Origin of the sequence: Streptomyces sp. Root431 (genome assembly GCF_001426585.1) — a bacterium.
Lineage (GTDB): Bacteria > Actinomycetota > Actinomycetes > Streptomycetales > Streptomycetaceae > Streptomyces > Streptomyces stackebrandtii.
In genome coordinates, this window is the sequence record NZ_LMEI01000009.1 from 117,836 (window position 1) to 142,921 (window position 25,086).

Below are 25,086 nucleotides of genomic sequence, written 5' to 3' on the forward strand. Positions count from 1 at the left end.
GCACAAAGGGGACGAGAGAGGGAAGCCGCTGGGGAACGAACCGCACGCGGGCTACGCCCACGCACATCCGGCGACGCGTGCTACCCCTCCACCGCTCGGGATTCCCCGCTGATGGACTCCTGGTAGACGTCCGCGTACGTGGGCGAGTCCTTGACCAGCTCGTCGCAGAACGCGGCGACGTCGGTGCCGATGAGCTCCAGGACCCCCTTGCCCGCGGCGACGCCCTCCTCGAAGAAGTCGACGATCCCGGGAAGCAGGGGACCGTCGGGCAGGTCGACCGGTCCGACCTTGAAGAAGTACTTCTGCATCTCCTTGTAGACGATCCGGTAGTCCGGCGGGAGCGCCTTGACCCGAGCCTTGTGCGCCCGCCACTGCTTCTTGCCCTCGATGATGTCCTGGATACCCATGTCAGCCTCCCAGCCGGCTCAGTTTCCTCGCGACGTTCCTGTTCAACTGCTCGCGCCACCGGTCGCGGTAGGTCCGGGCCCCTTCTCCACCGGCCAGCGCCGCGCAGAAGCCTCGGATGTCGTCACCGAGGACCTCGTGGGCGCCCTGCCCGTCCGCCGCCGTCTCCTCGAGCAGCCCCAGGGCGGCGTCGAGGATGGGCATCAGGTTGCGGCCGGTGAAGTCCCCATGGGGAAAGAGGTGGACCTTGATCTGTTCCCACGCCGCCCGGTGGTCGTCGGGCAGGGCCTCGGCCCGGGCCTCGAACGCCTTCCACTCCCTGGTGAGATCGCTGCCTGTGATGGTCTCCCAGAAGTTCATCTCCCGCCCTCCTTGAGCCTTTCGATGCGTGATGAGACGTACTGCCACTTCGCCCAGAACTTCGCGAGTTCCTCGCGTCCGGCATCGTTGAGCGCGTAGAACTTGCGCGGCGGACCGACGCCGGACGGCCGCTTCGTCACCTGGACGAGCTTGTTCCTCTCCAGCCGCAGCAGGATGGTGTACACCGTCCCCTCGACGACGTCGGTGAAGCCGAGCTCGTTCAGCTGACGGGTGATGGCGTAGCCGTACGTCTCCTCGCTGCCGATGATCTCGAGCACGCACCCTTCGAGCGTGCCCTTCAGCATCTCCGTCAGGTCTTCCAACGCGCACCCTCCTCGACCCAGCGGTACTCCGTAGTACCGAGTACCACTATACGGTATCACCGAGTAGTGGAGTCGGTCTTCACCTCACGCGTTGAGCTGCTGCCGAACGAGCGTGTCGATTCGCCGCCACGCAGGGGGCGAGGCGTTGACCGCGCCCTGGATCAGTGACGGGATGTCGGAGTCCTCGTCCAGGTGGGGCCGCTCCCCGGAGCCGTAGCGCACCTTGAATCAGGTCGATGACGTCGAAGAGCTGAGCGAGCTGCTGGACGAGGGATGCATGCACGCCGGGTACGACGAGGCCGGACGCGAACTGGACCGGCTCCTGAAGGGCTGACCGTGCCGTGCGCAGTCCCGCACGAGGTCCCAAAAACGATCGAGGGGCCGTTTCAGATCTCTCTGAAACGGCCCCTCGACCTACGACTCTTTCGAGTCGGGACGACAGGATTTGAACCTGCGACCCCTTGACCCCCAGTCAAGTGCGCTACCAAGCTGCGCCACGTCCCGATACCCGTCTGACCTGGGGTTTCCCCTGGCCGAACGCGCATGAGAACAATACCGCACTTTCCTGGGTGGTCACGAACCCTTTCCGGCGCCCGGGCGAGGGGTGCGCGCCGGGGCACGGCGGTCACTCTCCGTGATGCTTCCGCACGCCCCCGAATGCGCCCGCACGCCTGTGGTGAGGGCTCCCGGAGTGGGGAGGGCGGGTGCGAGGCCCGTGTTCTCGGGGTGGGGGCGGGGTCGGACAGGTTCCGGAATGCCGCTCCTATGGTGAAGAAGGGGCTCATGTGACGACCTCGGCGACCTCATGGCCATATGCCGTCGGATCCGTTGCCGTTGGCATGTGGCAGAAAGATGCCCACGGGGAATGGACTCCGGATCGGTGCAAGGGGGCCAACACCACACGAAACACAGTCAGATTCAATCGTCAACAGCTCCTGTTTCAGACAAAAGTCGTGGCGATATTGCTCCGTCCCGGAAAGATCAACACCATGAAGAGGTCGGCCTGTTCGGGACGGGACCACTGCCGATGCACCACCTGCTCGACCGACAGGCCGGCAGGCGTTTCGCAGGGGAGGACTCGAATGGACGGCTACTTCAGCAGTCGACTGCATCATCAGCTCAGGGAGACGGTCCGAGACTTCGCGGAGCGTGAGGTTCGGCCACGGATAGCCGAGATGGAAGCATCCCGGACGGTCCATCACGAGCTCTCCCGGCTCATCGCCGAGCAGGGCTGGCTGGGCGCGACAATCAGCCAGGAGTACGGCGGTATGGGCGCCGGCCACCTGGCCAAAACCATCATCATCGAGGAGCTCTCCCGGGTCAGCGGCGCCATGGGCGCCATGGTCCAGGCCTCGCAGCTGGGCACCGCCAAGATCGTCCACTTCGGCAGCGACGAGCAGCGCAAGACGTGGCTTCCGGCCGTCGCGGCCGGTGAGTGCCTGCCGACCATCGCGGTCACCGAGCCCGAGTCCGGCGGTCACGTCCTCGGGATGAGCGCCAGCGCGGTCCGGGACGGCGACGACTACATCCTCAACGGCAGCAAGGTCTACGTCGGCAACAGCCACGTGGGCGATCTGCACGGCGTCGTGGTCAGGACCGGTCCCGGCTCGAAGGGACTCACGGCCTTCCTGGTCGAATCCGATCGCCCGGGGTTCAGGACCGGTCCGCAGCAGCCCGCCATGGGACTCCACGGCTTCAGCTTCGGCGAGCTCATCTTCGAGAACTGCCGAGTGCCGGCGTCCAACCGTCTCGGCGACGAGGGCGACGGCCTCTCCGTCGCGTACTCCTCCAGCGTCCTGTACGGGCGGGCCAACCTCACCGCCGTCTCGCTCGGCATCCACCAGGCGATCCTGGAGGAGACCACCCGGTTCGCCTCCGAGCGCATCCGCTACGGCAAGCCGCTCCACGACCTGCCCACGGTCAAGCTGAAGCTCGGCCAGATGCAGTCCCGGCTGATGACGGCCCGGCTCTCCGCTTACCACGCCGTGCACCTGCTCGACCAGGGCCTGTCCTGCGACGCCGAGCTCATGAACGCGAAGCTCGTCAACGTCGAGTCGGCGATCGACTCCGGCCGCAACGCCATGGAGATCCACGCCGCCGCCGGGCTCTTCACGGACCGGGCCATCGAGCGCTACCTCCGGGACGCGCACCACATCTTCGCCCCGGCCGGCACGTCCGACATCCAGCTCCTGCGGCTGGCCGAGGTCGCCCTCGGCCAGGACAAGGGCAGTTGGTCGGAGCGGCTCTCCGATCTGGTCCGCACCCAGGAGCTCGAACCGGCGCACGCCTGAGCGCGCACGGATACGGCCGGGGCCCCGGTACGGCGACATCCGCCGTACCGGGGCCCCGGCCGTGTTCCCGGTGGTGCCGGTCAGAACATGCCGTCCTCGCGGCGGTGGATCTGCTCCACCAGCTCGGCCGCCATCGCCTTGATCGTCTCCAGACCGGCGCGCCCCCACGGCCGGACGTCGGTGTCGACCACGCAGATCGTGCCCAGTGCGACACCGGTACGGTCGATCAGCGGCGCGCCCATGTAGGAGCGGATCCCGATCTCGTCCACGACCGGGTTCCCCGCGAAGCGGGGGTAGTCGCAGACGTCCTCCAGGACGAGGGCCTTGCGCCGCACGACCACGTGCGGGCAGTAGCCGTGGTCGCGGGCCATGTAGCGGCCGACGCCGCCGGTGTTCGCCGCGGCCGCGCCGAGGTCGCTGCCCGAGTGCGTGCCCTCGGGGGTGTGCAGTCCGGCGAAGAACTGCCGGTTCTCGTCGATGAAGTTGACCATCGAGAACGGGGCTCCGGTCACGTCCGCGAGGCGGTGCGCGAACTCGTCGAACGCCGGGTCCGGCCGCTCCCCGAGCCCGAGTTCGCGGAGCCGCTGCACCCGTGCGGGCGCGTCCTTGTCGATGGGGGTCAGCAGGAGATGACCGGTCGGGTCGTAGGTCATGGCGTGGCTCCGAAGCTCGGCACGGCGGCCGGGATGGTGGTGAGCAGATGCTGGACGAGGGTCAGCAGGGTACGGATGCCGGAGCTGGAGATCCGGGCGTCGCACACGACGACCGGCACCTCCGGCTTGAGGTCGAGCGCGGCCCGCACCTCGTCCGGCTCGTAGCGGTAGGCGCCGTCGAACTCGTTGACCGCCACGACGAACTGGATGCCGCGCCGCTCGAAGAAGTCCACGGCGGAGAAGCACTCCTGGAGCCTGCGGGTGTCGGCGAGGACGACCGCGCCGAGCGCGCCCTCGGAGAGCTCGTCCCACATGAACCAGAAGCGCTCCTGCCCGGGGGTGCCGAACAGGTAGAGCACATGGCGGTCGTCGAGCGTCATGCGCCCGAAGTCCATGGCCACGGTGGTCGTGGTCTTGGACTCCACGCCCTCCAGGCTGTCGGTGGCCGCGCTGACCGAGGTCAGCAGCTCCTCGGTGCTGAGCGGTTCGATCTCGCTGACCGCGCCCACGAAGGTCGTCTTGCCCACGCCGAAGCCGCCCGCCACCAGGATCTTGAGTGCGGTGGGGAAGGGGTCGGTCGCGAAACTCTCGTGGCGCTCAGAGCCGTTGTCGTAGGCCATCGAGCACTGCCTCCAGCAAGGAACGGTCGGTTTGGTTGGCGTGGAAGCGGGGGGCTCGGGCGGTGAGCGCCCCACAGTCCACGAGGTCGGAGATCAGGACCTTGGTGACGACGGCCGGCAACCGTAAGTGCGCCGCGATCTCGGCCACCGAGGTGGGCCCGTCGCACAGCCCGAGGGCCAGGCTGTGCTCGGGGCCCATGTGGGGCTGCGGGATCGAGCCGGTCGCCATCACCATCGAGAGCAGGTCCAGCGTGGTGCTGGGCTTGGTCCGGCCGCCGCTCACGGTGTACGGCCGGATCAGCCGGCCGGCCGCGTCGTCGAGCCAGGGCCCTTCCTGATGAGACGTCACGTTCACTGCCCGAGGCCACCTGCCGCGCCGGCCGCCTGCCGGGCCGGCGTGACCAGATACGGCCGGACGCTCTTGACGAGCATCGCCATCTCGTAGCCGAGTACGGCGGCGTCCGCCTCGCGCCCGGCGAGGACGGCCAGGCAGGTGCCCGAGCCCGCGGTGGACACGAACAGCAGCGTGGAGTCGAGCTCCACGACCACCTGTCGGACCTCACCGCCGTCGCCGAACCGGGCGCCCGCGCTGCGGCCGAGCGAGTACAGCCCGGAGGCCAGGGCCGCCATGTGGTCGGCGGCGTCGGGGTCGAGGCCGTGGACGGATTTCACGAGGCCGTCGGAGGAGAGCAGAACGGCGTTGCGGGTGTACGGGACCCGCTGGACCAATCCGCTCAGCAGCCAGTCGAGATCCGAGGAATGGCCGTTCGGCACATTGCTCGCCATGGTGCATCTACTCCTTGTGCGCGTCGCCTGGACGCAGCGGTTCGTGGGGGGCGGGCTGGGATTCGGCGAGGCCGATCCCGCGCTGGAATGCGGCCATCAGACCGGGGTCGTGCAGGGCGTGTTCCTCGGGCTTGCGGGCCATCGGCTCGTCGCGCAGCTGCGGGACGAGGTGCTCCTGGGCACGCCGCTTCGGGAGGAGGGGCCGGCCGGAGGGCTCGGCTCGGGGCGCCGAGGGCGCCGGGGGCAGCAGCGGTGACTGGTGCTCGGTGCCGAGCGACTGCGCGGGTATCGACGGGGTGGAGCCGGTGTCCGCGTGGCCGTTGACGTGGCCGTTCATCTGCGCGCTCGTACGGGGGTACGCGAGCGGGTCCGTGGCCGGCACCTCCTCGTGGCGGACGGCGGCCCGCTCCGGGGAGGGCGCGGACGCGGCCAGTGGCGCGGAGGCCTGGGCGTGGACCGGCGTCCGGCCCGCGACCGGGACCGCGTGGGGGCTCTCGTACTGCCCTTCGTGCCGCTCCGAGTGCCGGACGTCGGCGTGCGCCGGCGCCTCGGTGTGGACCGGGACCGGCGCCGGCACGTGGGCCGGTGCCGGAGCATGGACCGGCTCGGGGGCCTGGACCGGCTCCTGCGCCTGGGGCTGCATCTGCACCTGGCCCGGCGGGATCGCCGGGGAACCGACGGCCGCGGCGGCCTGGCGCTCGTGCTGCGCGAGGCCTTCGGGGTCGGCGCCGAGGAGGCCCTGCGGCAGCACGAGGACGGCCTGGACGCCGCCGTAGATGTTCGACTGGAGTCGTACGGCGATGCCGTGCCGGCGGGCGAGCGCCGAGACGACGAAGAGGCCGATGCGGCCGTCCTGGAGCAGATGCGCGACGTTGACCTGATCGGGATCGGAGAGCAGGGCGTTCATCTTGTTCTGCTCGGTGACGGGCATGCCCAGGCCGCGGTCCTCGACCTCGATCGCGAGGCCTGCCGTGACGTACTGGGCGCGCAGCAGCACCGTGGTGTGCGGGGCGGAGAACAGCGTCGCGTTCTCGACGAGTTCGGCGAGGAGGTGGATGACGTCGGCCACGGCATGGCCCCGGAGCGTACCGTCGATCGGCGGTACGAGCTTCACGCGCGGGTACTGCTCGACCTCGGCGATCGAGGAGCGGAGCACCTCGGTCATGGTGACCGGGTTCGACCACTGGCGGCGGGAGATCGCGCCGCCGAGCACGGCGAGGTTCTCGGCGTGCCGGCGGATGCGGGTGGCCAGGTGGTCGACGTGGAACAGGCCCTTGAGCAGCTCCGGGTCCTCGACCTCGTTCTCCAGCTCGTCGAGGAGCTGGATCTCGCGGTGGACGAGGGACTGCAGGCGCCGGGCGAGGTTGACGAAGACCTCGACCTTCTGTTCGTTGCCGACGCTGCTGGAGAGTCGGGACGCCTGGACGACGGCCGCCACGGCGGCCTCGTGCGAGCGTCCCAACTCCTGGGACAGCAGGTCGAATTCGTCGCCTGTCACATTGCCGGACGGCACCGCGGGGCGGGGCGGGAGCCCCTCTCCCCTGCGCAACTGTTCGACGATCGTACGCAGTTCGCTCTGGCCGCGAGCGCTGGAGCGGCGCAGGGCGTTACAGCGGTCGAGGACCGCCTTCGCCGCCCGGTCGGCGCCGAGCGCGGCGGCGGTCACGGAGGCGACGGTGAGGGCGGCCGCGCCGGTCAGCGCGGCCCAGAGGCCGGGCGTCGGGCTGGCTCCCGTGGAGCGGATGGTGAAGAGGACGGCCGCCGCGCCGCCCAGTGCCACCGCGACGGCGGGGAGCACGGAGGTGCGCAGGAGTTGGGGGCGTATGCGGGCTTCCGTCGGGAGCGGCGCGGGCGTCTGCGCCGGGGGGGTGCTGGGGGTGCCGGAGGCGGAGCGGGCGCCCGACCGGCCGTGCCGCCCGCCCTCGCGTCGATCGGACCGCGAGGCGGGTGCGCGAAGTTGAGACATGAGTGTCCTTGGTACGTGCCCAGGAATCGGCGTACTGCGGGGTACAGGGGGTGGACTACGGGGGAGCTTCAGACGGTCGTTCTGGGGTGTCGTGCGGGGGTGTCGTGCCGGGGGTACTGCGTGGATGCGATGAGCCTACCGATGATCACCAACCACACACTGTAGTCGTCAACCGTTCATGTGCGGTGCGCAGTTGGCAAACTTACCCGTAGAGCGGCCCGGTCTGGTATCACCCTTCGCCCGACGGGCCGAGAACCACATGGCCGAAACTCGACGGCGCGACCTCGGCACGCCGGAGAGCGGCAGGAACGGAAGAGGGCGGAGGCACTCGTACACCTCCACCCTCTGCGGAAATCGCCCCCGACCGGAATCCCCCGGAGGAGACGAAATCCAGCCAGCACACCACCGGGATCACGTCGTACGCACGGCTTCCATCACGCCTCGACCCGCATCCGCACCGGGCTCCCCGGGAGTCTGTCCGCTACCCGGATACGCATTCGCGCCGATTGCGACGACGCGCCGCCCGTGACCGTCGGTGAGAGCGGAATCCTCCCGGCCACCCACATGGTGGGATCGGGGCACGGGCCCTCGGCGGGCTCGACGCCCCCCCCATGGACGGATACGCCGCCCTCGCCGCCCCGTTGCCCGCAGCGCCGCTCCTCGCCCTCGCCGTCCGCCGCCGCGCCGGCTGAGTACGATCGCCCAGACCGGTCCGAGTACGCGAGCCGTTGCCCGCCGCGGGCGGCGTCGGAAGGGTGGACGCATGCGCCGACTGCTGCTGCTCGCCCCGCTGTTGCTGCTCACCGCCGGCTGCGGGCTGTTCCGGGACTCCAACGACGAGGCGACGGACGCCGCACGGGCGGTGGCCAGGACGGCGGGTGAGCGGCTCCACGGCCAGCGACCGCGTACGGCGGAGGAGGTCGGGCGCTCCGCTTCCCGAATCGACGGGGTGGAGGTGCTGCGGGTGACGGGTGCGTCGACACACGACGGGGACGGCATCGAGGTGGTCGTCCGCACGTCCGGGTCGGCGTACGACGAGCGGTTCGACCTCGACGAGATCACCGTGCTGCGCTGTTTCGCGGTGCGGGTGTCGCCGAAGTCGGAGTGGCGCGAGGAACCCCGTGACGTGGACTGCCCGGACGGTCCTCCGCTGGCCTTCGCCCCGCCGCCCGAACCGCCCCGGCTGCCGGACGAGCAGCTCCGCGCGAAGCTCCCCCGGGTACCGGAGGGCGGTCGCGTGGACGAGGCCGAGGTGCGCCGTACGCTCGCCGCCCTGGACCTGCCCCGCGAGATCCGTACCGAGGTGAAGGCGGAGAACGGCCGGGTCGGCGTCCTCCTGCTGGTGCAGGGCAACCGCTTCGACCCGCAGGACTGCCTTCTCGCCCGCGTGGCCCCCGGCGCCACCGAGGTGTGGACGCCGCCCCGGATCCAGCGGATGCCCGGAGAGGGCGGCTGCAGCGTCGGCAACGCCCTGCACCCCGCACCACCACCGCACTGACCGTCGCGCCGGGATTCCCTCAGCGCCGGGCGCCCCGCCCGAGCCACTCGGCACACGGCACACGGCACACGGCCGCGCCTCGGGCGGGAGGCGCTCCGGCAGTCGCGCGAGCGCGACAGGATCGTCCCCGATCGACGTCACGTGTCGCCCGCGAGGTCGAGCGTCGGATAGCGCCGCGAGTCCCTCGCCGTCTGCAAGGCGGTGCTGGAGGAGGACGTCATGCCCGATTCCTCGACTCCCCCGCACACGCAGAAGGCCCCTGACCCGCGAGGGGAAAGAGGAGCCTTCTCCCATGCACCGGCCTGGGCCGGGGTCAGGCGTGGCGGTGGCGGTTGCCCGTGATGAGGCGGTAGAGGGCGAGGAGGATCACCGAGCCGACGATGGCAGCGATCCAGGTGGAAAGGTCGAAGAATCCGTCGATGGCGTCGACGCCGAGGACCACCTTGCCGAGCCAGCCGCCGAGCAGGCCGCCGGCAACACCGATGAGCATGGTGATGATGATGCCGCCCGGGTCCCTGCCCGGCATGAGAGCCTTCGCGATCGCGCCGGCCAGCAGGCCGATGAGGATCCACGCGATGATGCCCATGATGTGTCTCCAGTTCGTCGCCCAAGAAGTTCGTAAGCTTCGCCTGCACCGATCCGGCGCGGCCAAACAGGTTTTGCCGAGATGACCAGGACGTGCCCTCCGAGAGCGCGCGGGAACAGGGCGGCCACGGTGTCGGTCCGACGGGGAGCGCTCGGCCGCCGAGGCGGTGAGACCGGCACTCCGATACTCCGGCACTCCGGTAGTTCGGTACTCCGGTACTCCTCCGGAAGAGGTTCGCTCGTCACGGAGGCATGGAGCAGGGCGTCGGCCGATCCCACGCGCCGCACCGCTCCCACGGATGCCACGCGCAGGCGGTCGGCCGCATCACTCGGTTTCGAGCAGACCTTGGCGCAAGCGCTCCACGGTGCGCGAGAGCAGGCGGGAGACGTGCATCTGGGAGCAGCCCAGGCGTTCCCCGATCTGGGACTGGGTGAGTTCTTCGACGAACCTCAGGTGGATGATCTGCCGGTCGCGCTCGTCGAGTTCGGCGATGAGCGGGGCCAGGGCGTGGAAGTCCTCCACCAGTTCCATGGCGGGGTCCTCGCTGCCGATGAAGTCGGCAAGGGAGGCCTCGCCGTCCTCGTTCTCGCCGCTCAGCGCGGCGTCGAGCGACGAGGAGTTGTAGCCGTTGGAGGCCAGCCGCGCCTCGGTGACCTCCTCCTCCGTGAGGCTCATCAGCTCGGCGAGTTCCTTGACCGTCGGTGTCCGGCCCAGGCGCGTGCTCAGTTCCTCGGTCGCCTTGGCCAGCTCCACCCGCGCCTCCTGCAGGCGGCGGGGTACGTGCACCGCCCAGGATGTGTCCCGGAAGAACCTCTTGATCTCGCCGACGATGTAGGGCACGGCGAACGTGGTGAACTCGACCTCTCGCGACAGCTCGAACCGGTCGATCGCCTTGATCAGGCCGATCATGCCGACCTGGACGATGTCCTCCATCTCGTCGCCGCGATGACGGAACCGCCCGGCCGCGTAGCGAACCAGGCTCATGTTCATCTCGATGAGGGTGTTGCGCGCGTACTGGTACTCGTGCGTCCCCTCCTCCAGCACCGTGAGCTCCCGGAAGAAGAGCTTCGACAGGGCCCGTGCGTCCTTGGGCGCGACCGCCAACGCGTCCGGGATCACCGGCAGCGTTCCCGTTCCGGCCTCGGTCCCCTTGGCCGACATCGTGGTGAGCGTCACGCCATTCCCCTTTCACGTGTGTCCTGAGCCGAGAGTCGTGGCCCCGTGCCCGGCTCGCCTACCCGGTGCGCCGAAGTCCACACGGGCGAGTTGTCGAGGGATTTCCCGATGAGCGGAACCCGGGCGCGCTCGTCGGGTCGCGGGAACCAGGCATGAGGGGCAGTCAGCACCCTTCCGCGCACCGTCTGTCTAGGCCGTCGGGCACCAGGCCCCGCTTCTCCCCTTACGTGGGACAAGGAGTGCCTGCACATGGCCGCGCACGACGCGTCGTCCCGTGCTCCCGAGCAACGCCACCCCGCGCGGAGGCGGCTTGCAGACCTCACCTCAGGTCCTGAGAGCGGCGAGCAGGGGCTGCCAGTCGATGTGGTTCTCCTCCGTGCCCTGCGGCACCAGGACGAAGGTGTCGCGTACGAGGCGGGCGAGCCCGTCCTGGTCGCACCTCACCTCGGCGCAATGCCCGGCCGGGCCGAGCCGCAGGAGAAGCCGGCCGTCGGGAGCGGGCCGCAGGTGGACTTCCCCCGCACCGGTGGCCGTCAGCGATCCGGTGAGGACCATCTCACGGTCGACGCGCCACACGACGGGAGCTTCGTCCAGGAGGTGGAAGACGATGCTCAGCGCGTGGGGGTCGCGGGAGGTGTAAGTGACGGTGGTCTCGATCGGGACCACCGCGTCCGGAGTCAGCAGTTCCATGGCCATGGGCTGCGTGAGGACGCGCGGCGGGGGAAGGGGCGCGACGGGGGGCTTGGGCATGAGGTCCTCCGGCTGAGGAGACGTGGCAATCGGGTGCGGGGTCCGCATGACCCGTCCCCTCCCTGTTACACCTCATGCACACGAGACGGATGCGCCGACGGCGTAGCGGCTTCATGAAGGCCGTGGGAGAGGGCCGTCGGAGGCCGTGGGAGAGGGCCGTCGGAGGCCGTGGGAACAGGGCGGCCGGTCAGAAGCCTGGGAACCGGGGTCCGTCCGCTGCGCCGCTCGGGGTGTCCCACAGTCGTGCGCTGCCGTCCCGGGTCGCCCCGTCAGGTGCTCGTACGTGCCGGTGGGTTGGAGCAACCCGTCGGGGAAGGGCGGTCTGCGGTCGGGGCCGGCAGCACTCCCACCGCCTCGGCCTGCCGGTGGCCAGCAGGGTGAATCAGCGCGGGGGCCGTTCCGCCGGGGTCGCCGTGCCGGCGTACTCCGGCAGGAGGGAGAGGCGCGCCCGGACCCGTTTCCCCTCCGGTTCCGGCTCCACGCTCAGGCTCTCGCAGACAGCGACGACGATCTCGACGCCGTGCTGTCCGATCCGGTGGGGATCATGTCCGCGGGGTACGGGAGCAGCGGCCGCGCCGTCGAACACCGATATCTCCAGGGTGTCCTGACGCAGCTCCAGCAGCAGTCGGCAGGGGCCGACCGTGTGCCGGACCGCGTTGGTCACCAGCTCGCTGACCACCAACTGCGCCAGCTCGACGCGCTCGTCGGCCACCGGTTCACGCCGCACGGACGGGGCAGCCGCGAGGAAGTCGGCTGTGAAGGCACGCGCGGAGGCGATCACGCCGCCGTCGGAGGCGTTGTCGTAGACGACACTCGCGGCCAGCACGTGCTTCCGTGGCGCCGGCTCCGCGGTCATCGCGTCCGTCATGACGCTGGTACTCCCCTCGTCCCGATGGGTGCGCAGGGCACCCCGTTCTCCGCCTTTCCCCTCTTCATGGTTCCCACACCGCCCTCGACGGGGATCACATACGTCGGCGAAGCGTCAGGGAGGAGCGGAGCAGGTTCCCCGTCCCGCCTCGCGTCCGGTGCCTCGTCCTCCCCCGCGGTCCGGGGCTCGCCCGTGCCGCAGGCGACGACACCGGCCGGTCGCCGTGCGGGAGGCGCAGGCGCTGGGGCGCGTAGACGGTGTCCTCGACCATGCCGAGAGGGAGTTGGCGGTCCAGTTCGACGCGCTCGGTCACCGCGCCGCGGATCCGCCAGAGCGTCGGCGACCCGGCGTCGACCACCTCGATCTCGCCGGTGGTCAGGTCGAAGCGGAGCAGTACTGACCGCCTGAACACGCGGACGAGCCCGGCACGCTCCGAACGGCGAGTGCCGGGCTCATTCATGCCGGGGTATGGGGTGTACGCGCCGCCGGGAAGCCCGGGGGCCTCGCCCCCTCAGAAGCGGCGTTCGAAGAGCAGGGCCACCGGTCCGGGGCCGCGTCGCCGCGCTCTCCGTCCCAGCGCGTACGCGAGGGTGAGCGCGGCCGCCGTGCCTGCGGCGGCACCAGCCGTCGCCGCCTTGTGCGCGCGCAGGGCGGTCCACAGCGTGTTCCCGGCACCGCGGGCCGCCTGCGCGGCCGTGCGGGCCCTTTCGGGGAACGGCATCGGGAGGATATGCAGCTCCCCCATGTCCACGTAGACCTCCGCCGTGTCGGGGTCGTACGTCTCGGCCGTGTCGGAGTCGTACCTCTCCGCCGTGTCGGAGTCGTACGTCTCGGCCGTGTCCGGGTAGTCCGGCACGGCGTACGGCCCGGTCCAGGGGAACTGGCTCTGTCCACTCTTCTCCGAAGCACTCATGAGGGCCGTCTCACCCGATGCGCCTGGGGTAAACCCGGTTCGTCGTATCGGACCGGCTCCTCATATTCCCCGCAGTGGTGTGCGGCCGGCCCCGCGCGACCACGGACGTACGACGGCGTGGGCCGGACGGAAGCTCGTCCGGCCCACGCCGTCGTGTGACCTGAGGGGAAATCCGGGCCACGGCTTGTCAGAACCGAACGCCGGGGCCCGCCTCAGTGCAGGTCACGCCGGTCGTCGTCGGTGACCGTGGGCGCCACGGGCGGGACCACCATCCGGCGGCGGCGAAGGATGCTCGTGTAGACGGCGGTTCCGAGGAGGCCGACCGCCATGAGGATCAGGCCGACCAGATCGAGGTCGACCGCTTCGAGCTCCCAGTCGGACGCGAAGGTGAGGATGGCACCGGCGGCGATCATGATGACGAACAGTCCCAGACCCATGGTTGCTCCCTCCCAAACGAGTTGGACAGCGTCCGCGTACCCGGCGCTGCAGGGATCATGCCGCCGCTTTCCCCAGGTCGCGGTCGGGCCTGCCCTCGCCGGACCGCGCAGACGGGCGCTCTCGCTCCTTGCCCCTCCGTGGCGGCGACGACCCTGCTCCCACTCGGTCTCACTTATCCGGATGGTGTGGGACGGCGGCGACGGGCAACACGGAGTGAGAGACCACGTAGCCCGGTGGCACTCGCCCTCAACAGAAGGAAGGCAGCCATGGCGTACGACATCTGGACCTACAGCGAAACCGCGGCCCATACAGCGCATCTCGATCTGACGGGGTACAGGGTCGAGGCCACGGACGGGTTCGCGGGCACGGTCGACACGCACGAGCCCACGGCCGGCCGCGCCCATGTCGTGGTGGACACGGCTCCCTGGATCCCCGGCAGACGCGTCATCGTTCCGGCGGGGGTGGTGACCGCGGCCGACCCAGGTACGAAGACGCTCCGCCTCGGCTGTTCCAAGCAGCTGATCGAGGAGGCCCCGCCGTTCGAACCCGGCCCCGACCACGAACGGGACGACGAGCAGCCGCACCGCATGGGGCTCGTCGACTACTACCTGGCTTTCTTCCGATAGGCGATCTCCCCGCAGGAACGTCCCGCCGTCGCGATCCAAGGAGAACCCCATGAGCGCACTGCTGACCCGTATCAAGCGATTCGCCCAGAGCCCTCAGGGCCGTAGCGCCGCGGCGTCCGTCCGCCGGGCCGCCGCCGACCCCCGCAGGCGCTCCCAGGTGCAGCGCCTCCTCGCCAAGGTGCGCGGCCACCGCTGACGGCTGCTCACCCGGCCCGGCGGGCCGGTGGAACGACGCCCCTCACCCCGTGCAGCGGGCCGTCGAGTCCGTCAGCGAAGGGATCCGGGTTCGTCACCGCTCCTCCTGTGGTCCCGCATGGTTCGGTGGGCCCGGTCGGGCGGCTGTCCGGGGTGTCGGCGGGCAACCGGCGCTGCCCGCCGCTCGGCCGGACGGGAACCTCTCGGTTACGGCGGGCCTCACAGACCGAGGTCGAGGAGGGCGTTCTCCACGACCTCGGTGAGCGCGGGATGGATCCAGTACGGGGACTCGGCGAGCGTGGTGGCGTCGATTCCGAGTGTCGCCGCCAGGACGAGGGGCTGGATGAGTGTCGAAGCCTCGGCGCCCATCAGGTGGGCGCCGAGGAGACGCCCTGTGCCGGGGTCGGCGAGCACCTTGCTAATCCGGTGGTGTCCTCCATCGCCCAGCCGTAGGCGATGTCGCCGTAGCCGGCCAGGCCCACGACGTAGTCCAGGCCTCTGTCGCGGCAGTCCTGCTCGGTGGCGCCGACCGAGGCGATCTGGACTCCCGGCCGAGCCTGAGGTCGTAGCGGGAGCGGACCAGGTCCGTGAACCGCTCCCGGACGGTCTCGTCCTGCGGGCCGAGCAGGCGCCCCTCAGTTGAGGCAGGTGCCGCCGAACCAGCGCTCCTCGACGATGGCCACGTCCAGATTGGCGAACGAATCGTCGACGACGGCATTGCCGGATCCCGCACCGATGACGACAGGATCGTGGTGACGCATCCGTCCAGCCTCTCAGGTCCATGCGCTCAAGGGCGTGCGGAACGCGCTGTGTTCCTCGGCCCAGGCCGCGCCGATGTGTTCCGCGAGGCGGTCCTCCAGGTGGACGGTGGCCGCGCAGCCGAAGGCGTCCACTCGGCCTCGCTCGACACCGGGCGGCTGCCCGGTCCCGGCTGGAACGCGCCGAGGCAACGCGGTTCCGTCCGGCGCAGAAGAGCGTGTACGGACCGCCCTCAGTCGGGAATGCCCGTGCAAGGAGGGACGGTGGATCAGACCTCACGCCACTTGGACTGGCCGAAGGAGAACGCCCCGAAGAGCACGAGACCGACGGCCACGGCGACCAGGAGCCACGGGCCCGCCGGGGCCTCTGCGAATGAGCGGATCGCGTCGTCCACCCCCTTGGCCTCGCCCGGGTCGGACTCACTCGATGCCTTCAGGCCGAAAAAGCCGACGGCAGCGCACACGAGCCCGCGCGCGACGCCGCCCGCCGTGCCCGTCACGTCCATGAAGCGGCGCTGCAGCGTGGACATCCGCTGCCATTCCAGATGCTCGCGGTACTTCCGCAGTCCGGCCCGGCCGGCGAGCCACAGCCCCGCGCCCAGGACGCCCGTGGCCACCGCCCCCACCCACCACGGGCCGCCGGGCAGTGACAGCAGGCGGCTCGTGAGGTCCTGGCTCTGCCTGTCGGTCGAGCCCTCACCACTGCCCCGGTCCCCCACCGCGAAGGACAGGACGAGGAAGGAGGAGACCGCGTAGAACCCGAACCGGCCACCGGACAGAACGCGCTTGCCCGGGCGGTCGCCCTTCGGCCCGGCGGCCCCGGAGAGCGTCTCCGAAAGCCGCCACAACGCCATGCCGGCGAGGCCGACGCCCAGAGCCCAGAGCAGGACGAACCCGAACGGCGTCGCGACGACCTCCGCGAGGGCCCCGCCCCGGTCGGCCTGCTCGCTCGTGCCCGTCAGGCCGATGCGTACGGCCAGGGCGCCGACGAGAAGGTACAGCACCCCGCGCGCCGCGAAGCCCGCCCGAGCACCTCCCCGTACGACCCTTCCTCGGTCCGCTCCACTCGCCACGGTCGCGGACGACTCTCCTGTGGTCATGACCGGTCACTCCCCTCGGGTCGGAACCTTCGGGTGCCCCGTCTCCCTCGGCTGAACCACCGAGCGTCTCTCGACAGCTTTCTCGACGCGTCGTCGAGAGGTCGCTCTCCGGACTGCACGCGAGCGCGATGTCGTGCGCCGGGTGGGTGTGATCGGGGAACACGGAGGGGCCACGACCATCGAGGGCCCGCACCCGAGCAGCGCCTGGCGCACCGCCGGTATCGAGATCGGCTTCTTCGCTCGCCCGAAGCCTCGCCATGGCGCCCGGCGCGGCAGGAGACCGCCTCGCCGTCCTGCGAGGCGCGGGGCTGCTCGTCCGCGCCGCCCGGTGCGAACGGTCGGCGCTCTACCGGCGCGCCCGCTCGGCGAGGCACTGGTCGGCGGTTCCGGCCGAGGGCTCAGATGGTGTCGGGGTCGCCCCGATACATCCAGTATCGGGGCGACCCAACGCCTTGCGATCTCACGTACCAGCCGCCGCCAGGCCTGCCCTGCGTACAGACATCGCCACTTTCGAAACAGGCCCTGTCGCCCTCGGCACACGATGACGCCCGTCAGCCGGGAGACGCTCCGGCAGCCGCGCCACCTCGGCACGCTCGTCCCCGAGCGACGTCACCTGTCGCCCGCGAGGTCGAGATCGTCGCTGCGCGTCTCCCCCGCCGCGACCTCGACGCCCCGGGGGCGGCGCCACGGGCGGGTGATCGGACGGGACACCGGCTGCCACCAGGACTCCCCGGGCAGCTTGCCGCCGGGCTCGAAGGGCTCGCCGGGCCGGGGGAAGGCCACCGCCTGGCCGGCCTCCTCGGCCGCGTCCCTCGTCCACTCCCCCGGCTCCGCCCACGGGTGCGGGGCGAGGTTGAACGTGCCCCAGTGGATCGGCAGCAGCACACCGGACGCCGCACCGCCCTGGAGGTCCAGGTGGGCCCGCACGCCCTCCTCGGGAGTCATGTGGATGTCGGTCCAGAACTCCGAGTAGGCGCCGATCTGGATCATCGTGGCGTCGAAGGGGCCGTGCGCGGCGCCGATGTCCTTGAAGCCGGAGAAGTAGCCGGTGTCCCCGCTGTGGAAGATCCGGTGCTCGGGGCCCTGGACGACCCAGGAGGCCCAGAGGGTCTGCTGCCGGTTGCGGATGCCGCGGCCGCAGAAGTGGCGGGCCGGGGTGGCCGTGAGCCGCAGCTCGCCGATCTCGGTGGACTCGTTCCAGTCCAGCTCGCGCAGGCGGGAGGGGGCCACGCCCCAGCGCTCCAGGTGCGCGCCGACGCCGAGCGGCACCGCGAAGACGGTGTCGGTGGTGGCGAGCGCCTTGATCGTCGGCAGGTCGAGGTGGTCGTAGTGATCGTGCGAGATCACGACGACGTCGACCGGGCCCAGGGCCGCGAGGGGCGCGGGCACCGGGTGGAGCCGCTTGGGGCCGGCGAAGGGGAAGGGGGAGCAGCGGTCTCCCCAGACCGGGTCGAAGAGGACCCGGTGCCCGTCGATCTCGGCGAGGACGCCGGAGTGCCCCATCCAGGTGATGCGCAGCCCGGTGACCGGAGCCTTCGCCAGGTCGGCGACGGTCGTGGGGTGGACGGGGATCGTGCCGGTGGGGGCTCGGCGCGCGCGTCCTTCCTTCTCGAAGTAGATCTTGGCGAACTCCAGGGTGGAGCCCGAGGGCCCGCGGCGGGCCGGTTCGGGGTTCTGGAAGATCCCGTCCGCGAAGTTCGGCGAACGGCGGATGCGGGCGAGGCGCTCGCCCGCGGGGTCCGCGCCGAAGGACTCGGGGCGCAGCGCGCGCAGCCGGGCCCGTGGCGAACGGTCGGAGCCGGTACCGGTCACAGGACCTCCTGATCTCTGGGGGTCGTTCCATTATGGGCGGCCCGCGCCGCGGACGGCCGGGGAGACCCGTCATACTGAATCGTTGTTCAGTAAGAATCCCGGTTCCCCGTTCGGATACGGCCCTCCTGAGGAGACGCGCGATGAGTCCCACCCCCCTGCTGTCCGTCCCCCTGCTGTCCGTCGACTGGACCGATCACGTGACCGGCCGCCGGGGGCATCTGGTCGTCGACCGGCTGGTGCGCGGGGTCGCCAGCGGCGGCCTGCGGATGCGCGAGGGGTGCACGGCGGCCGAGGTCGCCGGGCTCGCCCGCGGCATGACCATGAAGGAAGCCCTGCACTACGACCCCGAGGCCCGCTACGTCCCGCTGGGCGGCGCCAAGGGCGGCATCGACTTCGATCCCCGATCCCCCGAGGCGTACGGCGTCCTCGTGCGCTACCTGCGGGCCATGCGGCCGTACATCGAGCGGTTCTGGACCACCGGGGAGGACCTCGGGCTCACCCAGGACCTGGTGGACCGGGCCGCGGCCGAGGCCGGGCTCGTCTCGTCCGTGCAGGCCGTGTACCCGCTCCTGGACGACGAGGCGACGGCCCGCAAGCGGCTCGCCGACGCGTTCGCGATCGAGGTGGACGGCATCGGGCTCGACGAGCTGGTCGGCGGCCTCGGCGTCGCCGAGTCCGTGCTCGTCGCCCTCGACCGGGCCGGGCGGGCGCACGAGGGGACCCGGGTGTCGGTGCAGGGGCTCGGCACGATGGGCGGCGCGACCGCGCGCTTCCTGGCCCGGGCCGGGCTGCGGGTCGTGGCCGTCGCCGACGTCAGGGGCACGATCGTGAACCCCGACGGCCTCGACGTCGAGGCGCTCCTCGCCGCCCGCGACGCCCACGGCACGGTCGACCGCACGGCCCTGCGGCCCGGCGACCGGGAGGAGCCCCGGGACGCCTGGCTCGCGGTCGACGCCGAGGTCCTGGTCCCGGCGGCCGTCTCGTACGCGATCGACGCCGGGAACCAGGGACTGATCACGGCCCGCTGGATCGCGGAGGCGGCCAACATGCCGGTCCTGCCGGAGGCCGAGGAGGCCCTCGCGGCGCGCGGGGTGACCGTGCTGCCCGACGTGGTCGTGAACTCGTGCACCAACGCCTGGTGGTGGTGGACGCTCTTCGGTGACATCGAGGCAGACGCCGGGCAGGCCTTCGAGCGGGTACGGCGGTCCATGCGGGAGCTGGTGGGCGGGCTGCTCGACCGGGCGGCGGCGGACGGCACGAGCCCCCGCGCCGCGGCGCACGCGCTGGTCGCGGAGCGGCTCCCGCTGATCGCCGAGCGCTACGGCTGGTACTGATCCGCTCAGGGCCCGGGCGGCGATCTCGTTGACGATCATGCCCTTGTCACGTGCTGTGTAGGCTGCTCGGCGTGGCGAGAGTGCGGTTGAGCGTGGCGGAGCGGCGGGAGGATCTGCTGCGGGCCGCCGTCGAACAGATCGAGGCCCGGGGCGTCACCGCCGTCCGGATCTCCGACGTGGCCTCGGCACTCGGGGTGAGCAACGCCCTGGTGCTCTACCACTTCTCGACCAAGGAACAGCTGGTCGCCGCCGCCTTCTCGCACGCCGCCGAGGGCGATCTCGCCCGCCTGCGACAGCTTCTCGGACGGCGCTCGACGGCGGTGCGCCGGCTGCGCGCTGCCGTGCGCTGGTACGCGCCGACCGGCCAGGCCAAGGGCTGGCGGCTGTGGATCGAGGGGTGGGCCGCCTCACTGCGCGACCCCGAGCTGCGTGCGGTCGCCGCCTCGCTCGACCGGGAGTGGAAGGCGGCCCTCGCCCGGGTGATCGCGGAGGGGGTCGCGGCCGGCGAGTTCCGCTGTCCGGATCCGACCGCGGCGGCCTGGCGGCTCACCGCCTTCCTCGACGGGCTCGCGGTCCAGACGACGGCGTACGCCGGCTCCCTCTCGCGCGCCACGCTGCTGCGCTGGGCGGACGCCGCCCTCGCCCGCGAGCTGGGACTGCCCGAGGAGTCACCGGGCGAGACGACGCCGAGCGGCGTACGGGAAGTAGTCGGCGTACGGGAAGAATCCGGAGTCGGCGTACGGGAAGAAGCCGAGGCGCCGCGGGAAGCGGTCGGGGCGCGGGAGGAAGACCCGGCCCTCGATCACGCCGGGGCGGACGAACCGCCCGGCCCGTAGCCGCCGGAGCGGACCTCGTAGGCGTCAGATCAGCTCGAAGACCGCCGAGACGGTCACCTGCTCCTCGATCTCGCCCGGCGCCAGCGGGACGCCCGGCTCGTCCGCGGGCATCGAGGGGAGCGCGCCGTGGCCGGGGCGCACGGAGTCGCCCTCGCTGAGCGAGACCAGCCGGCCGAGGCGGTGTCCGCTGAGCCGCGCGTGCTGCGCCGCCTTGTCGTACGCGTCCTGGAAGGCGGCCTCGCGCGCCTTCACCCGCAGCGCCGACGGGTCGGCGACGTCGAAGACGACGCCGTTGATCCGGCCCGCGTCCCCGGTGGCCTCGTTGACGGCGCCGATGACCTGCCCGGTCCTGTCGAGGTCGCGGACCTTCACGGAGAAGGACTGTCCGGCCTGGTAGCCGGTCACCTTGCTCTCCCCTTCGGCGTTCTGCGTGTACACCGGCGAGAGCGAGAGGCTGTCGGTCCGGATGTCCCGGTCGGCGATCCCCTGTTTGCGCAGCACCTCCAGGAGGGCCTCGGCCGCGGTGCTCTGGGCCGCCATGGCCTCCTTCGCCGTCTTACGGGTCGCCTCGACCCCGACGGACAGGATCGCCAGGTCCGGTGCAGCGGACGCCCGGCCCGTCCCGGTGACGGAGACCGTGGCGGGCGCGGGCGCCCGGGCCGCGGTGCGGAGGGCGGGCCGCTCGGGCGCGGCGGCCAGGGCGGGGGCCGCCGTACCGACGAGCAGCCCGCCGAGCACGGCGGTGGCGGCGAGCAGACGGGCGGCGCGGACGGTCGTGGCGGCACGGACGGTCGTGGCGGTACGAGCGGTGGTCCGGGTGCGGGCGGTCCTGGTCGGGCGTGCTGTCCGGGGCTGGCGGGTCGTCACAGGGGGTCCCTTCAGGGGTGGGTGCCGGGGCTCCGGCGGGCACATCCCAGCACCCGGCGCCGTCGCCTCCCGCACGCCACTCCTGACCGGCGGCGCCCTTCACCTCTCCGTACCAGCCGGGACCGCGCCTCCCGGCCGCGCTCAGGTCTGGACGAGCGGCTCGTACGCGGCGGAGTCGAGCCCGAAGGTCCAGGCCACGCCCTCTCTCGCGGTCCTGGTCGAGGGCGGCACCCGCAGCCAGTACGTGCGGTGGCTGCCGTCCGGTTCGGGGGTGGAGTTGACGACCTCGACCATCACCACGTCCTCGTCGTCGGCCAGTTCGACGCGCCACAGCACGCCCGTCTCGTCGCGGTGCTCGTGCCGGGCGCCCGACGCGGCGAGGTAGCGGTCGTAGCCGTAGTACTCCAGCATCACGCGCCGCAGTTCGGCGTTCTCCTCCGCACGGATCCGCTCGGGGGTGAGGTCGACGAGACCGGCCAGGAAATCGGCGTCCACCTGCATGCCCCGCCAGGCATGCAGGGCGAATCCGTCGGGGTACGCGAGGGCCGGGCCGTCGCCACGGTCGAGGCGCCCGGCCTCGTCCCGGTGGAGCTCGACCGGGCGCTCGCAGACCACCGCGACGTTCTCGTAAGGCCACCACCAGCCGGCGTGGGCGGCGACGGCGGCGAGCCCCGCGAGCCGCTCGCCCCGCCCGTCGAACGCGGCGAGCCAGGCGGCGTCGTGCTGGCCGAGCACCGCGTCGAGCAGCACGAGCCGGACGGCGGTCGCCTCCCGCGCGGTCCCGTCGGTCACCCTTTCCGCGGCGGCCTCCGTCACCCCGGCCCGGATCCGGTCGGCGAGCTCCCGTGTGAGGTCCCAGAGGCCCGCGCCGGTCGCCTGCCAGTGCGCCGCCCAGCCGGCGGGACCGAGCGCGTCGTGGACGCGGCGCCGCTCCTCGGCCCAGGGCCGGGTGCGCACCTCCTCCCGTACCGAACGGCCCGGGTGGGCGAGCCCCCGGACGAGCGCGACGGCCGCGAGCGGAGAGTCCGCCCAGAGCACCCGTGCGGGCTCGGCGAGCCCCGCCGTGCGGTAGGCGAGCCGGATCCCGGCCTCGGCCGCGGCGCGGTCGGCCGGTCCGGTGGCCGCGGCGACGGCCCGCCACGTGTCCTGTGCGGTGGTGCGGTTCATGCCGGTGTCCCCCAAGTCCTCGTGCTTGTCCATGTCGAGCCCCTCACGCCTTCCGGGCCGTCAGTCCGCGACGATCCGGTACGCGCCGGGCACGTACTCCCGCTGCCGCACGACCCGGTACCAGCCCTTGGGCAGGGCGATCGGGGCGTGCTCCTCATGCACCACCCGGCCGCCCTCGGGCAGTTCGAGCAGGAGCGGGCCGAAGGGGCCCGGCTCCCGTACGAGCCGGCCGGGTCCGGGAATCGCGTGGGCGTGCCCGGTCACCTCGCCGAGGGCGAGGACCAGGCGGCCCCTGGCGTCCCTCGGCTCCCCCGCCGCGGCCTTCGCGCGGGCCGGTACGGCCGTCTCCTCGACGGGCGCGATCAGCACGTCTCCCTGCCGGTACATGGCTCTCCCCTCCCGTTCGGCGCGCTTCGCCCGAACACGAGAACGACGCTAGAGGCCGGGTCTGACAATCCGTCCGGCCGGCGCCCCGGGCCCGCCGGAGCGGCCCCGGCGAACGGCGTTGTCGGTGCCGCTTGGTAGAACTCTTGGCATCAGCCGATCAACGTCGTCCGTTGTCTGGAGCACCGTCATGACCATCGGGAAATACCAGCAGGATTTCCACGGCCTTCCCGTGTTCGACTTCCCGGGTGCCGGCGCGGACGGGACCGCGTCCGCCACGCTGCCCGACGCGGAAGCGGTCGCCTGGCGGATCTCCGCCCCGACGTACAGCGATCCCGAGGACGAGCTCTGGGAGCCTCTCTTCGAGCGGTTCCTCAAGACGGTCGCGCCGGAGCGGGTGCGCGCGCTGGTCGTCGGCGGCTGGGACGAGGCGTACGAGGAATCGTCCGCCCCCATCGTCGCGGCCCTGGTCGCCGCCGCCGACCGGCTCACCGGCCTGCGGGCGGTGTTCCTCGGCGACATGACGGGCGAGGACTGCGAGATCTCGTGGATCGTCCAGTCCGATGTGACGCCGCTGTTCGCCGCCTACCCGGCCCTGCGGGAGTTCGGGGTGCGCGGGGGCACGGGGCTGGCCTTCCCCGCGATCCGGCACGACGCCCTGGAGACCCTGGTGGTCGAGACGGGCGGTCTGCCCGCCGAGGTCGTGCGCGGGATCGCCGGCAGCGAGCTGCCCGCCCTGGAGAGCCTGGAGCTCTGGCTCGGCACCGACGAGTACGGCGGCGACAGCACCGCCGAGGACCTGGCTCCGCTGCTCGCGGGGACGGCCTTCCCCGCACTGCGCCGCCTGGGCCTGTGCAACAGCGTCATCCAGGACGAGGTCGCCGCGGCCGTGGCCGGTGCCCCGGTCGTCGCCCGGATCGAGCGGCTCGACCTCTCCATGGGCGTCCTCACCGACGAGGGCGCGGCGGCCCTCCTCGACGGGCAGCCGCTGACGCACCTCGCCCACCTCGACCTCTCCCACCACTACCTGTCGGAGGCGATGAGCGAGCGGGTCCGGTCCGCGCTCGTCCCGCACGGCGTCACGGTCGTCCTCGACGACCCGCAGGAGGCGGAGGACTACGACGACAGGGTCCACCGGTACATCGCGGTAGCCGAATGACCCCCGCCCCGCGCCTCGTCGTCGTCGGTGACCCGGCGGGCCGCCGCGTCGCGTTCTTCCAGGACGCGCTGCGGTCCGCCGGGCTGCCCCGGGCGCGGGTGGTGTCCTGGCCCGACGTGCTGGGCGGCCGGGCGCGGTTCGCCGCCGGCGAGACCGTACGGCTGGACTCGCCCGGCGAGGACCCGGAGACCGACCGGCTGCTGCGCGGCGTCGACGACCCGGCCCGGGTCGAGGGTTCGGGCCGCTGGTACGCCCGGTTCACCGCCGCCGTCTCCGGACTCTCACGGGCCGTCACGGAGGCGGGTGCGTCCCTGGTCGACGACCCGGGCGAGCTCGCGGTCCTGTTCGACAAGCGGCTGAGCCACGGCCGGCTGCGGGCGGCCGGTGTGCCGGTGCCCGATTCGCCGACCTCCGGCCCCGGCGCCCCGGCCGTGGGCGGCTGGGCGGACCTCCGGTCGCTGCTCGGCGCGGCCGGGCTGCGCCGGTCGTTCGTGAAGCTCGCGCACGGCTCCTCCGCGTCGGGGGTGCTCGCGGTGGAGACGAACGGCGCGGGCCGGATCCAGGCGACCACCTCGGTGGAGCGCGGCCCGGACGGCCGCCTCTTCAACTCCCTGCGGGTCCGGCGCTACACGAGCGAGCGGGAGGTCGCCGCGATCGTGGACGCCCTCGCCCCCGACGGGCTGCACGTCGAGCGCTGGCTGCCGAAGGCCACGCAGGACGGCCGGGCCGCCGACCTGCGGGTGGTGGTGATCGACGGCCGCGCCACCCACGCCGTCGTCCGCACGAGCCGCTCCCCCATGACCAATCTGCATCTGGGCGGCGCCCGGGGCGACCTGGCCGCGGCCCGGGCCGCGATCACCGCGGCCGGCGGACGGTGGGAGGACGCGCTCGGCGTGTGCGAGCGGGCCGCCGCCGCCTTCCCCGGCACCCGGTGCGTGGGCGTCGACCTGCTGCCCGCCACCGGCTGGCGCCGCTTCGCGGTGGGCGAGGTCAACGCCTTCGGCGATCTGCTGCCCAGGCTGACGGGGCTGCCGGGCAGCGGCGCCGAGGGCCTCGACACGTACGCGGCGCAGGTCGCCGCACAGTTCCCCGACGCGTACCCCGGCCGCCCCGACGCCGACCCCCTCGGCACCGACCCCACCGACCCCACCGACCCCCGCCCCACCCACGCGATCCCCCGCACCACAGGAACGAGCACCACGTGAACCAGCCCGA

Annotated in this window: 30 protein-coding genes and 1 tRNA gene; 8 read left to right on the top strand and 23 right to left on the bottom strand. The window is 72.0% G+C overall.

Translation table 11 applies throughout. The features are described from left to right. Positions 1 to 80: 80 nt before the first annotated feature. The 4 genes from ASC82_RS14015 to ASC82_RS14030 all read right to left on the bottom strand — a co-directional run bounded on the left by ASC82_RS14015 (position 81) and on the right by ASC82_RS14030 (position 1,592). Positions 81 to 407: a DUF1048 domain-containing protein gene (locus tag ASC82_RS14015; RefSeq protein ID WP_056646862.1), complete on the bottom strand. Its 327-nt coding sequence runs from the start codon at positions 405 to 407 to the stop codon at positions 81 to 83. Between the two features lies 1 nt (position 408). Beyond that, complete coding sequence (locus ASC82_RS14020) at positions 409 to 765, bottom strand: DUF1048 domain-containing protein (protein ID WP_056646865.1); 357 nt, start codon at positions 763 to 765, stop codon at positions 409 to 411. Beyond that, positions 762 to 1,088 carry a PadR family transcriptional regulator gene (locus ASC82_RS14025; protein ID WP_056646867.1) on the bottom strand — a complete coding sequence of 109 codons (327 nt, stop codon included), beginning with the start codon at positions 1,086 to 1,088 and terminating at the stop codon, positions 762 to 764. Before ASC82_RS14025 ends, ASC82_RS14020 begins: the two co-directional genes overlap by 4 nt. Positions 1,089 to 1,518: 430 nt before the next feature. Beyond that, positions 1,519 to 1,592, bottom strand: a tRNA-Pro gene (locus ASC82_RS14030). A 578-nt stretch (positions 1,593 to 2,170) separates the two neighbouring features. Between ASC82_RS14030 and ASC82_RS14035 the strand changes: the two genes are divergently transcribed. After that, a complete protein-coding gene (locus ASC82_RS14035) occupies positions 2,171 to 3,379 on the top strand; it encodes an acyl-CoA dehydrogenase family protein (protein ID WP_056646870.1) in 1,209 nt (402 codons plus the stop codon). 80 nt (positions 3,380 to 3,459) lie between these two features. On the opposite strand, the gene ASC82_RS14040 is transcribed toward ASC82_RS14035, so the two are convergent. Genes ASC82_RS14040 through ASC82_RS14060 form a run of 5 tightly spaced genes read right to left on the bottom strand, consistent with a single transcriptional unit; the run spans position 3,460 to position 7,404 of the window. Next, positions 3,460 to 4,032, bottom strand: coding sequence for a GAF domain-containing protein (locus tag ASC82_RS14040; RefSeq protein ID WP_056646873.1), 573 nt, complete (start codon positions 4,030 to 4,032; stop codon positions 3,460 to 3,462). Continuing rightward, entirely contained in the window at positions 4,029 to 4,652 is a 624-nt protein-coding gene (locus tag ASC82_RS14045) for an ATP/GTP-binding protein (RefSeq protein ID WP_024757970.1), read from the bottom strand. Before ASC82_RS14045 ends, ASC82_RS14040 begins: the two co-directional genes overlap by 4 nt. Then, entirely contained in the window at positions 4,630 to 5,001 is a 372-nt protein-coding gene (locus tag ASC82_RS14050; RefSeq protein WP_024757971.1) for a DUF742 domain-containing protein, read from the bottom strand. The genes ASC82_RS14045 and ASC82_RS14050 overlap by 23 nt, the downstream gene beginning before the upstream one ends. A 2-nt stretch (positions 5,002 to 5,003) precedes the next feature. Next, the gene (locus tag ASC82_RS14055) at positions 5,004 to 5,438 is read right to left on the bottom strand and encodes a roadblock/LC7 domain-containing protein (RefSeq protein ID WP_024757972.1); all 435 of its coding nucleotides are present in this window, start codon (positions 5,436 to 5,438) and stop codon (positions 5,004 to 5,006) included. A gap of 7 nt (positions 5,439 to 5,445) precedes the next feature. Beyond that, positions 5,446 to 7,404, bottom strand: coding sequence for an ATP-binding protein (locus ASC82_RS14060; RefSeq protein ID WP_056646877.1), 1,959 nt, complete (start codon positions 7,402 to 7,404; stop codon positions 5,446 to 5,448). Between the two features lie 763 nt (positions 7,405 to 8,167). Here ASC82_RS14060 and ASC82_RS14065 point away from each other — a divergent pair. Further along, the gene (locus tag ASC82_RS14065) at positions 8,168 to 8,902 is read left to right on the top strand and encodes a hypothetical protein (RefSeq protein ID WP_056646881.1); all 735 of its coding nucleotides are present in this window, start codon (positions 8,168 to 8,170) and stop codon (positions 8,900 to 8,902) included. A gap of 313 nt (positions 8,903 to 9,215) precedes the next feature. Here the strand turns inward: ASC82_RS14065 and ASC82_RS14070 are convergent, their stop codons facing one another. The 7 genes from ASC82_RS14070 to ASC82_RS14100 all read right to left on the bottom strand — a co-directional run bounded on the left by ASC82_RS14070 (position 9,216) and on the right by ASC82_RS14100 (position 13,632). Then, on the bottom strand, positions 9,216 to 9,488 hold the full coding sequence (locus ASC82_RS14070) for a GlsB/YeaQ/YmgE family stress response membrane protein (RefSeq protein ID WP_056646883.1): 273 nt from the start codon (positions 9,486 to 9,488) through the stop codon (positions 9,216 to 9,218). 324 nt (positions 9,489 to 9,812) lie between these two features. Further along, positions 9,813 to 10,664, bottom strand: a complete 852-nt coding sequence (locus ASC82_RS14075) for an RNA polymerase sigma factor SigF (RefSeq protein ID WP_107105894.1) — start codon at positions 10,662 to 10,664, stop codon at positions 9,813 to 9,815. Positions 10,665 to 10,988: 324 nt separating this feature from the next. Beyond that, on the bottom strand, positions 10,989 to 11,414 hold the full coding sequence (locus ASC82_RS14080; protein ID WP_056646886.1) for an SsgA family sporulation/cell division regulator: 426 nt from the start codon (positions 11,412 to 11,414) through the stop codon (positions 10,989 to 10,991). Positions 11,415 to 11,796: 382 nt separating this feature from the next. After that, complete coding sequence (locus ASC82_RS14085) at positions 11,797 to 12,282, bottom strand: ATP-binding protein (protein ID WP_056646888.1); 486 nt, start codon at positions 12,280 to 12,282, stop codon at positions 11,797 to 11,799. Positions 12,283 to 12,376: 94 nt separating this feature from the next. Then, positions 12,377 to 12,694 carry a SpoIIE family protein phosphatase gene (locus ASC82_RS14090; RefSeq protein WP_056646891.1) on the bottom strand — a complete coding sequence of 106 codons (318 nt, stop codon included), beginning with the start codon at positions 12,692 to 12,694 and terminating at the stop codon, positions 12,377 to 12,379. Positions 12,695 to 12,793: 99 nt separating this feature from the next. Further along, positions 12,794 to 13,195, bottom strand: coding sequence for a hypothetical protein (locus ASC82_RS14095; RefSeq protein ID WP_056646894.1), 402 nt, complete (start codon positions 13,193 to 13,195; stop codon positions 12,794 to 12,796). A 212-nt stretch (positions 13,196 to 13,407) separates the two neighbouring features. Further along, a complete protein-coding gene (locus tag ASC82_RS14100; RefSeq protein ID WP_056646897.1) occupies positions 13,408 to 13,632 on the bottom strand; it encodes a DUF6458 family protein in 225 nt (74 codons plus the stop codon). A gap of 267 nt (positions 13,633 to 13,899) precedes the next feature. Here ASC82_RS14100 and ASC82_RS14105 point away from each other — a divergent pair, with 267 nt between their 5' ends. Both ASC82_RS14105 and ASC82_RS30630 read left to right on the top strand, forming a co-directional pair. Beyond that, positions 13,900 to 14,259, top strand: a complete 360-nt coding sequence (locus tag ASC82_RS14105; protein WP_056646900.1) for a hypothetical protein — start codon at positions 13,900 to 13,902, stop codon at positions 14,257 to 14,259. A gap of 49 nt (positions 14,260 to 14,308) precedes the next feature. Beyond that, positions 14,309 to 14,455 carry a hypothetical protein gene (locus ASC82_RS30630; RefSeq protein ID WP_199862534.1) on the top strand — a complete coding sequence of 49 codons (147 nt, stop codon included), beginning with the start codon at positions 14,309 to 14,311 and terminating at the stop codon, positions 14,453 to 14,455. Positions 14,456 to 14,673: 218 nt separating this feature from the next. Here the strand turns inward: ASC82_RS30630 and ASC82_RS31075 are convergent, their stop codons facing one another. The 4 genes from ASC82_RS31075 to ASC82_RS14120 all read right to left on the bottom strand — a co-directional run bounded on the left by ASC82_RS31075 (position 14,674) and on the right by ASC82_RS14120 (position 18,124). Then, on the bottom strand, positions 14,674 to 14,868 hold the full coding sequence (locus ASC82_RS31075; RefSeq protein WP_056646904.1) for a hypothetical protein: 195 nt from the start codon (positions 14,866 to 14,868) through the stop codon (positions 14,674 to 14,676). A gap of 221 nt (positions 14,869 to 15,089) precedes the next feature. Beyond that, a complete protein-coding gene (locus ASC82_RS31375) occupies positions 15,090 to 15,215 on the bottom strand; it encodes a hypothetical protein (RefSeq protein WP_277914786.1) in 126 nt (41 codons plus the stop codon). Positions 15,216 to 15,481: 266 nt separating this feature from the next. Beyond that, complete coding sequence (locus ASC82_RS14115; protein WP_079039256.1) at positions 15,482 to 16,312, bottom strand: DUF1206 domain-containing protein; 831 nt, start codon at positions 16,310 to 16,312, stop codon at positions 15,482 to 15,484. 609 nt (positions 16,313 to 16,921) lie between these two features. After that, the gene (locus tag ASC82_RS14120; protein WP_056646907.1) at positions 16,922 to 18,124 is read right to left on the bottom strand and encodes an MBL fold metallo-hydrolase; all 1,203 of its coding nucleotides are present in this window, start codon (positions 18,122 to 18,124) and stop codon (positions 16,922 to 16,924) included. Between the two features lie 140 nt (positions 18,125 to 18,264). Between ASC82_RS14120 and ASC82_RS14125 the strand changes: the two genes are divergently transcribed. Then, the gene (locus ASC82_RS14125; RefSeq protein WP_199862535.1) at positions 18,265 to 19,458 is read left to right on the top strand and encodes a glutamate dehydrogenase; all 1,194 of its coding nucleotides are present in this window, start codon (positions 18,265 to 18,267) and stop codon (positions 19,456 to 19,458) included. A 71-nt stretch (positions 19,459 to 19,529) separates the two neighbouring features. Beyond that, the gene (locus ASC82_RS14130) at positions 19,530 to 20,294 is read left to right on the top strand and encodes a TetR/AcrR family transcriptional regulator (RefSeq protein ID WP_079039257.1); all 765 of its coding nucleotides are present in this window, start codon (positions 19,530 to 19,532) and stop codon (positions 20,292 to 20,294) included. Between the two features lie 24 nt (positions 20,295 to 20,318). On the opposite strand, the gene ASC82_RS14135 is transcribed toward ASC82_RS14130, so the two are convergent. The 3 genes from ASC82_RS14135 to ASC82_RS14145 all read right to left on the bottom strand — a co-directional run bounded on the left by ASC82_RS14135 (position 20,319) and on the right by ASC82_RS14145 (position 22,715). After that, positions 20,319 to 21,161, bottom strand: coding sequence for an SIMPL domain-containing protein (locus ASC82_RS14135; RefSeq protein ID WP_242427651.1), 843 nt, complete (start codon positions 21,159 to 21,161; stop codon positions 20,319 to 20,321). Positions 21,162 to 21,302: 141 nt separating this feature from the next. Further along, complete coding sequence (locus ASC82_RS14140; RefSeq protein ID WP_242427652.1) at positions 21,303 to 22,361, bottom strand: DUF6745 domain-containing protein; 1,059 nt, start codon at positions 22,359 to 22,361, stop codon at positions 21,303 to 21,305. A 27-nt stretch (positions 22,362 to 22,388) separates the two neighbouring features. Continuing rightward, positions 22,389 to 22,715: a hypothetical protein gene (locus ASC82_RS14145; RefSeq protein ID WP_056646910.1), complete on the bottom strand. Its 327-nt coding sequence runs from the start codon at positions 22,713 to 22,715 to the stop codon at positions 22,389 to 22,391. 187 nt (positions 22,716 to 22,902) lie between these two features. On the opposite strand from ASC82_RS14145, the gene ASC82_RS14150 reads away from it, so the two are divergent. Together ASC82_RS14150 and ASC82_RS14155 are read left to right on the top strand one after the other, a co-directional pair. Further along, positions 22,903 to 23,871: an STM4015 family protein gene (locus ASC82_RS14150; RefSeq protein ID WP_056646913.1), complete on the top strand. Its 969-nt coding sequence runs from the start codon at positions 22,903 to 22,905 to the stop codon at positions 23,869 to 23,871. Beyond that, positions 23,868 to 25,076: an STM4014 family protein gene (locus ASC82_RS14155; protein WP_056646916.1), complete on the top strand. Its 1,209-nt coding sequence runs from the start codon at positions 23,868 to 23,870 to the stop codon at positions 25,074 to 25,076. Before ASC82_RS14150 ends, ASC82_RS14155 begins: the two co-directional genes overlap by 4 nt. Positions 25,077 to 25,086 lie beyond the last annotated feature (10 nt).

What these genes read in the sequence shown, in the direction of transcription:
- ASC82_RS30630 (WP_199862534.1), top strand. Translation starts at nt 14,309, where the DNA reads ATGAGCGCACTGCTGACCCGTATCAAGCGATTCGCCCAGAGCCCTCAG.
- ASC82_RS14115 (WP_079039256.1), bottom strand. Translation starts at nt 16,312, where the DNA reads ATGACCACAGGAGAGTCGTCCGCGACCGTGGCGAGTGGAGCGGACCGA.
- ASC82_RS14040 (WP_056646873.1), bottom strand. Translation starts at nt 4,032, where the DNA reads ATGACCTACGACCCGACCGGTCATCTCCTGCTGACCCCCATCGACAAG.
- ASC82_RS14125 (WP_199862535.1), top strand. Translation starts at nt 18,265, where the DNA reads ATGAGTCCCACCCCCCTGCTGTCCGTCCCCCTGCTGTCCGTCGACTGG.
- ASC82_RS14080 (WP_056646886.1), bottom strand. Translation starts at nt 11,414, where the DNA reads ATGCCCAAGCCCCCCGTCGCGCCCCTTCCCCCGCCGCGCGTCCTCACG.
- ASC82_RS14055 (WP_024757972.1), bottom strand. Translation starts at nt 5,438, where the DNA reads ATGGCGAGCAATGTGCCGAACGGCCATTCCTCGGATCTCGACTGGCTG.
- ASC82_RS14155 (WP_056646916.1), top strand. Translation starts at nt 23,868, where the DNA reads ATGACCCCCGCCCCGCGCCTCGTCGTCGTCGGTGACCCGGCGGGCCGC.
- ASC82_RS14095 (WP_056646894.1), bottom strand. Translation starts at nt 13,195, where the DNA reads ATGAGTGCTTCGGAGAAGAGTGGACAGAGCCAGTTCCCCTGGACCGGG.
- ASC82_RS31375 (WP_277914786.1), bottom strand. Translation starts at nt 15,215, where the DNA reads ATGCGTCACCACGATCCTGTCGTCATCGGTGCGGGATCCGGCAATGCC.
- ASC82_RS14060 (WP_056646877.1), bottom strand. Translation starts at nt 7,404, where the DNA reads ATGTCTCAACTTCGCGCACCCGCCTCGCGGTCCGATCGACGCGAGGGC.
- ASC82_RS14070 (WP_056646883.1), bottom strand. Translation starts at nt 9,488, where the DNA reads ATGGGCATCATCGCGTGGATCCTCATCGGCCTGCTGGCCGGCGCGATC.
- ASC82_RS14085 (WP_056646888.1), bottom strand. Translation starts at nt 12,282, where the DNA reads ATGACGGACGCGATGACCGCGGAGCCGGCGCCACGGAAGCACGTGCTG.
- ASC82_RS14065 (WP_056646881.1), top strand. Translation starts at nt 8,168, where the DNA reads ATGCGCCGACTGCTGCTGCTCGCCCCGCTGTTGCTGCTCACCGCCGGC.
- ASC82_RS14145 (WP_056646910.1), bottom strand. Translation starts at nt 22,715, where the DNA reads ATGTACCGGCAGGGAGACGTGCTGATCGCGCCCGTCGAGGAGACGGCC.
- ASC82_RS14150 (WP_056646913.1), top strand. Translation starts at nt 22,903, where the DNA reads ATGACCATCGGGAAATACCAGCAGGATTTCCACGGCCTTCCCGTGTTC.
- ASC82_RS14140 (WP_242427652.1), bottom strand. Translation starts at nt 22,361, where the DNA reads ATGGACAAGCACGAGGACTTGGGGGACACCGGCATGAACCGCACCACC.
- ASC82_RS14100 (WP_056646897.1), bottom strand. Translation starts at nt 13,632, where the DNA reads ATGGGTCTGGGACTGTTCGTCATCATGATCGCCGCCGGTGCCATCCTC.
- ASC82_RS14045 (WP_024757970.1), bottom strand. Translation starts at nt 4,652, where the DNA reads ATGGCCTACGACAACGGCTCTGAGCGCCACGAGAGTTTCGCGACCGAC.
- ASC82_RS14020 (WP_056646865.1), bottom strand. Translation starts at nt 765, where the DNA reads ATGAACTTCTGGGAGACCATCACAGGCAGCGATCTCACCAGGGAGTGG.
- ASC82_RS14015 (WP_056646862.1), bottom strand. Translation starts at nt 407, where the DNA reads ATGGGTATCCAGGACATCATCGAGGGCAAGAAGCAGTGGCGGGCGCAC.
- ASC82_RS14105 (WP_056646900.1), top strand. Translation starts at nt 13,900, where the DNA reads ATGGCGTACGACATCTGGACCTACAGCGAAACCGCGGCCCATACAGCG.
- ASC82_RS14035 (WP_056646870.1), top strand. Translation starts at nt 2,171, where the DNA reads ATGGACGGCTACTTCAGCAGTCGACTGCATCATCAGCTCAGGGAGACG.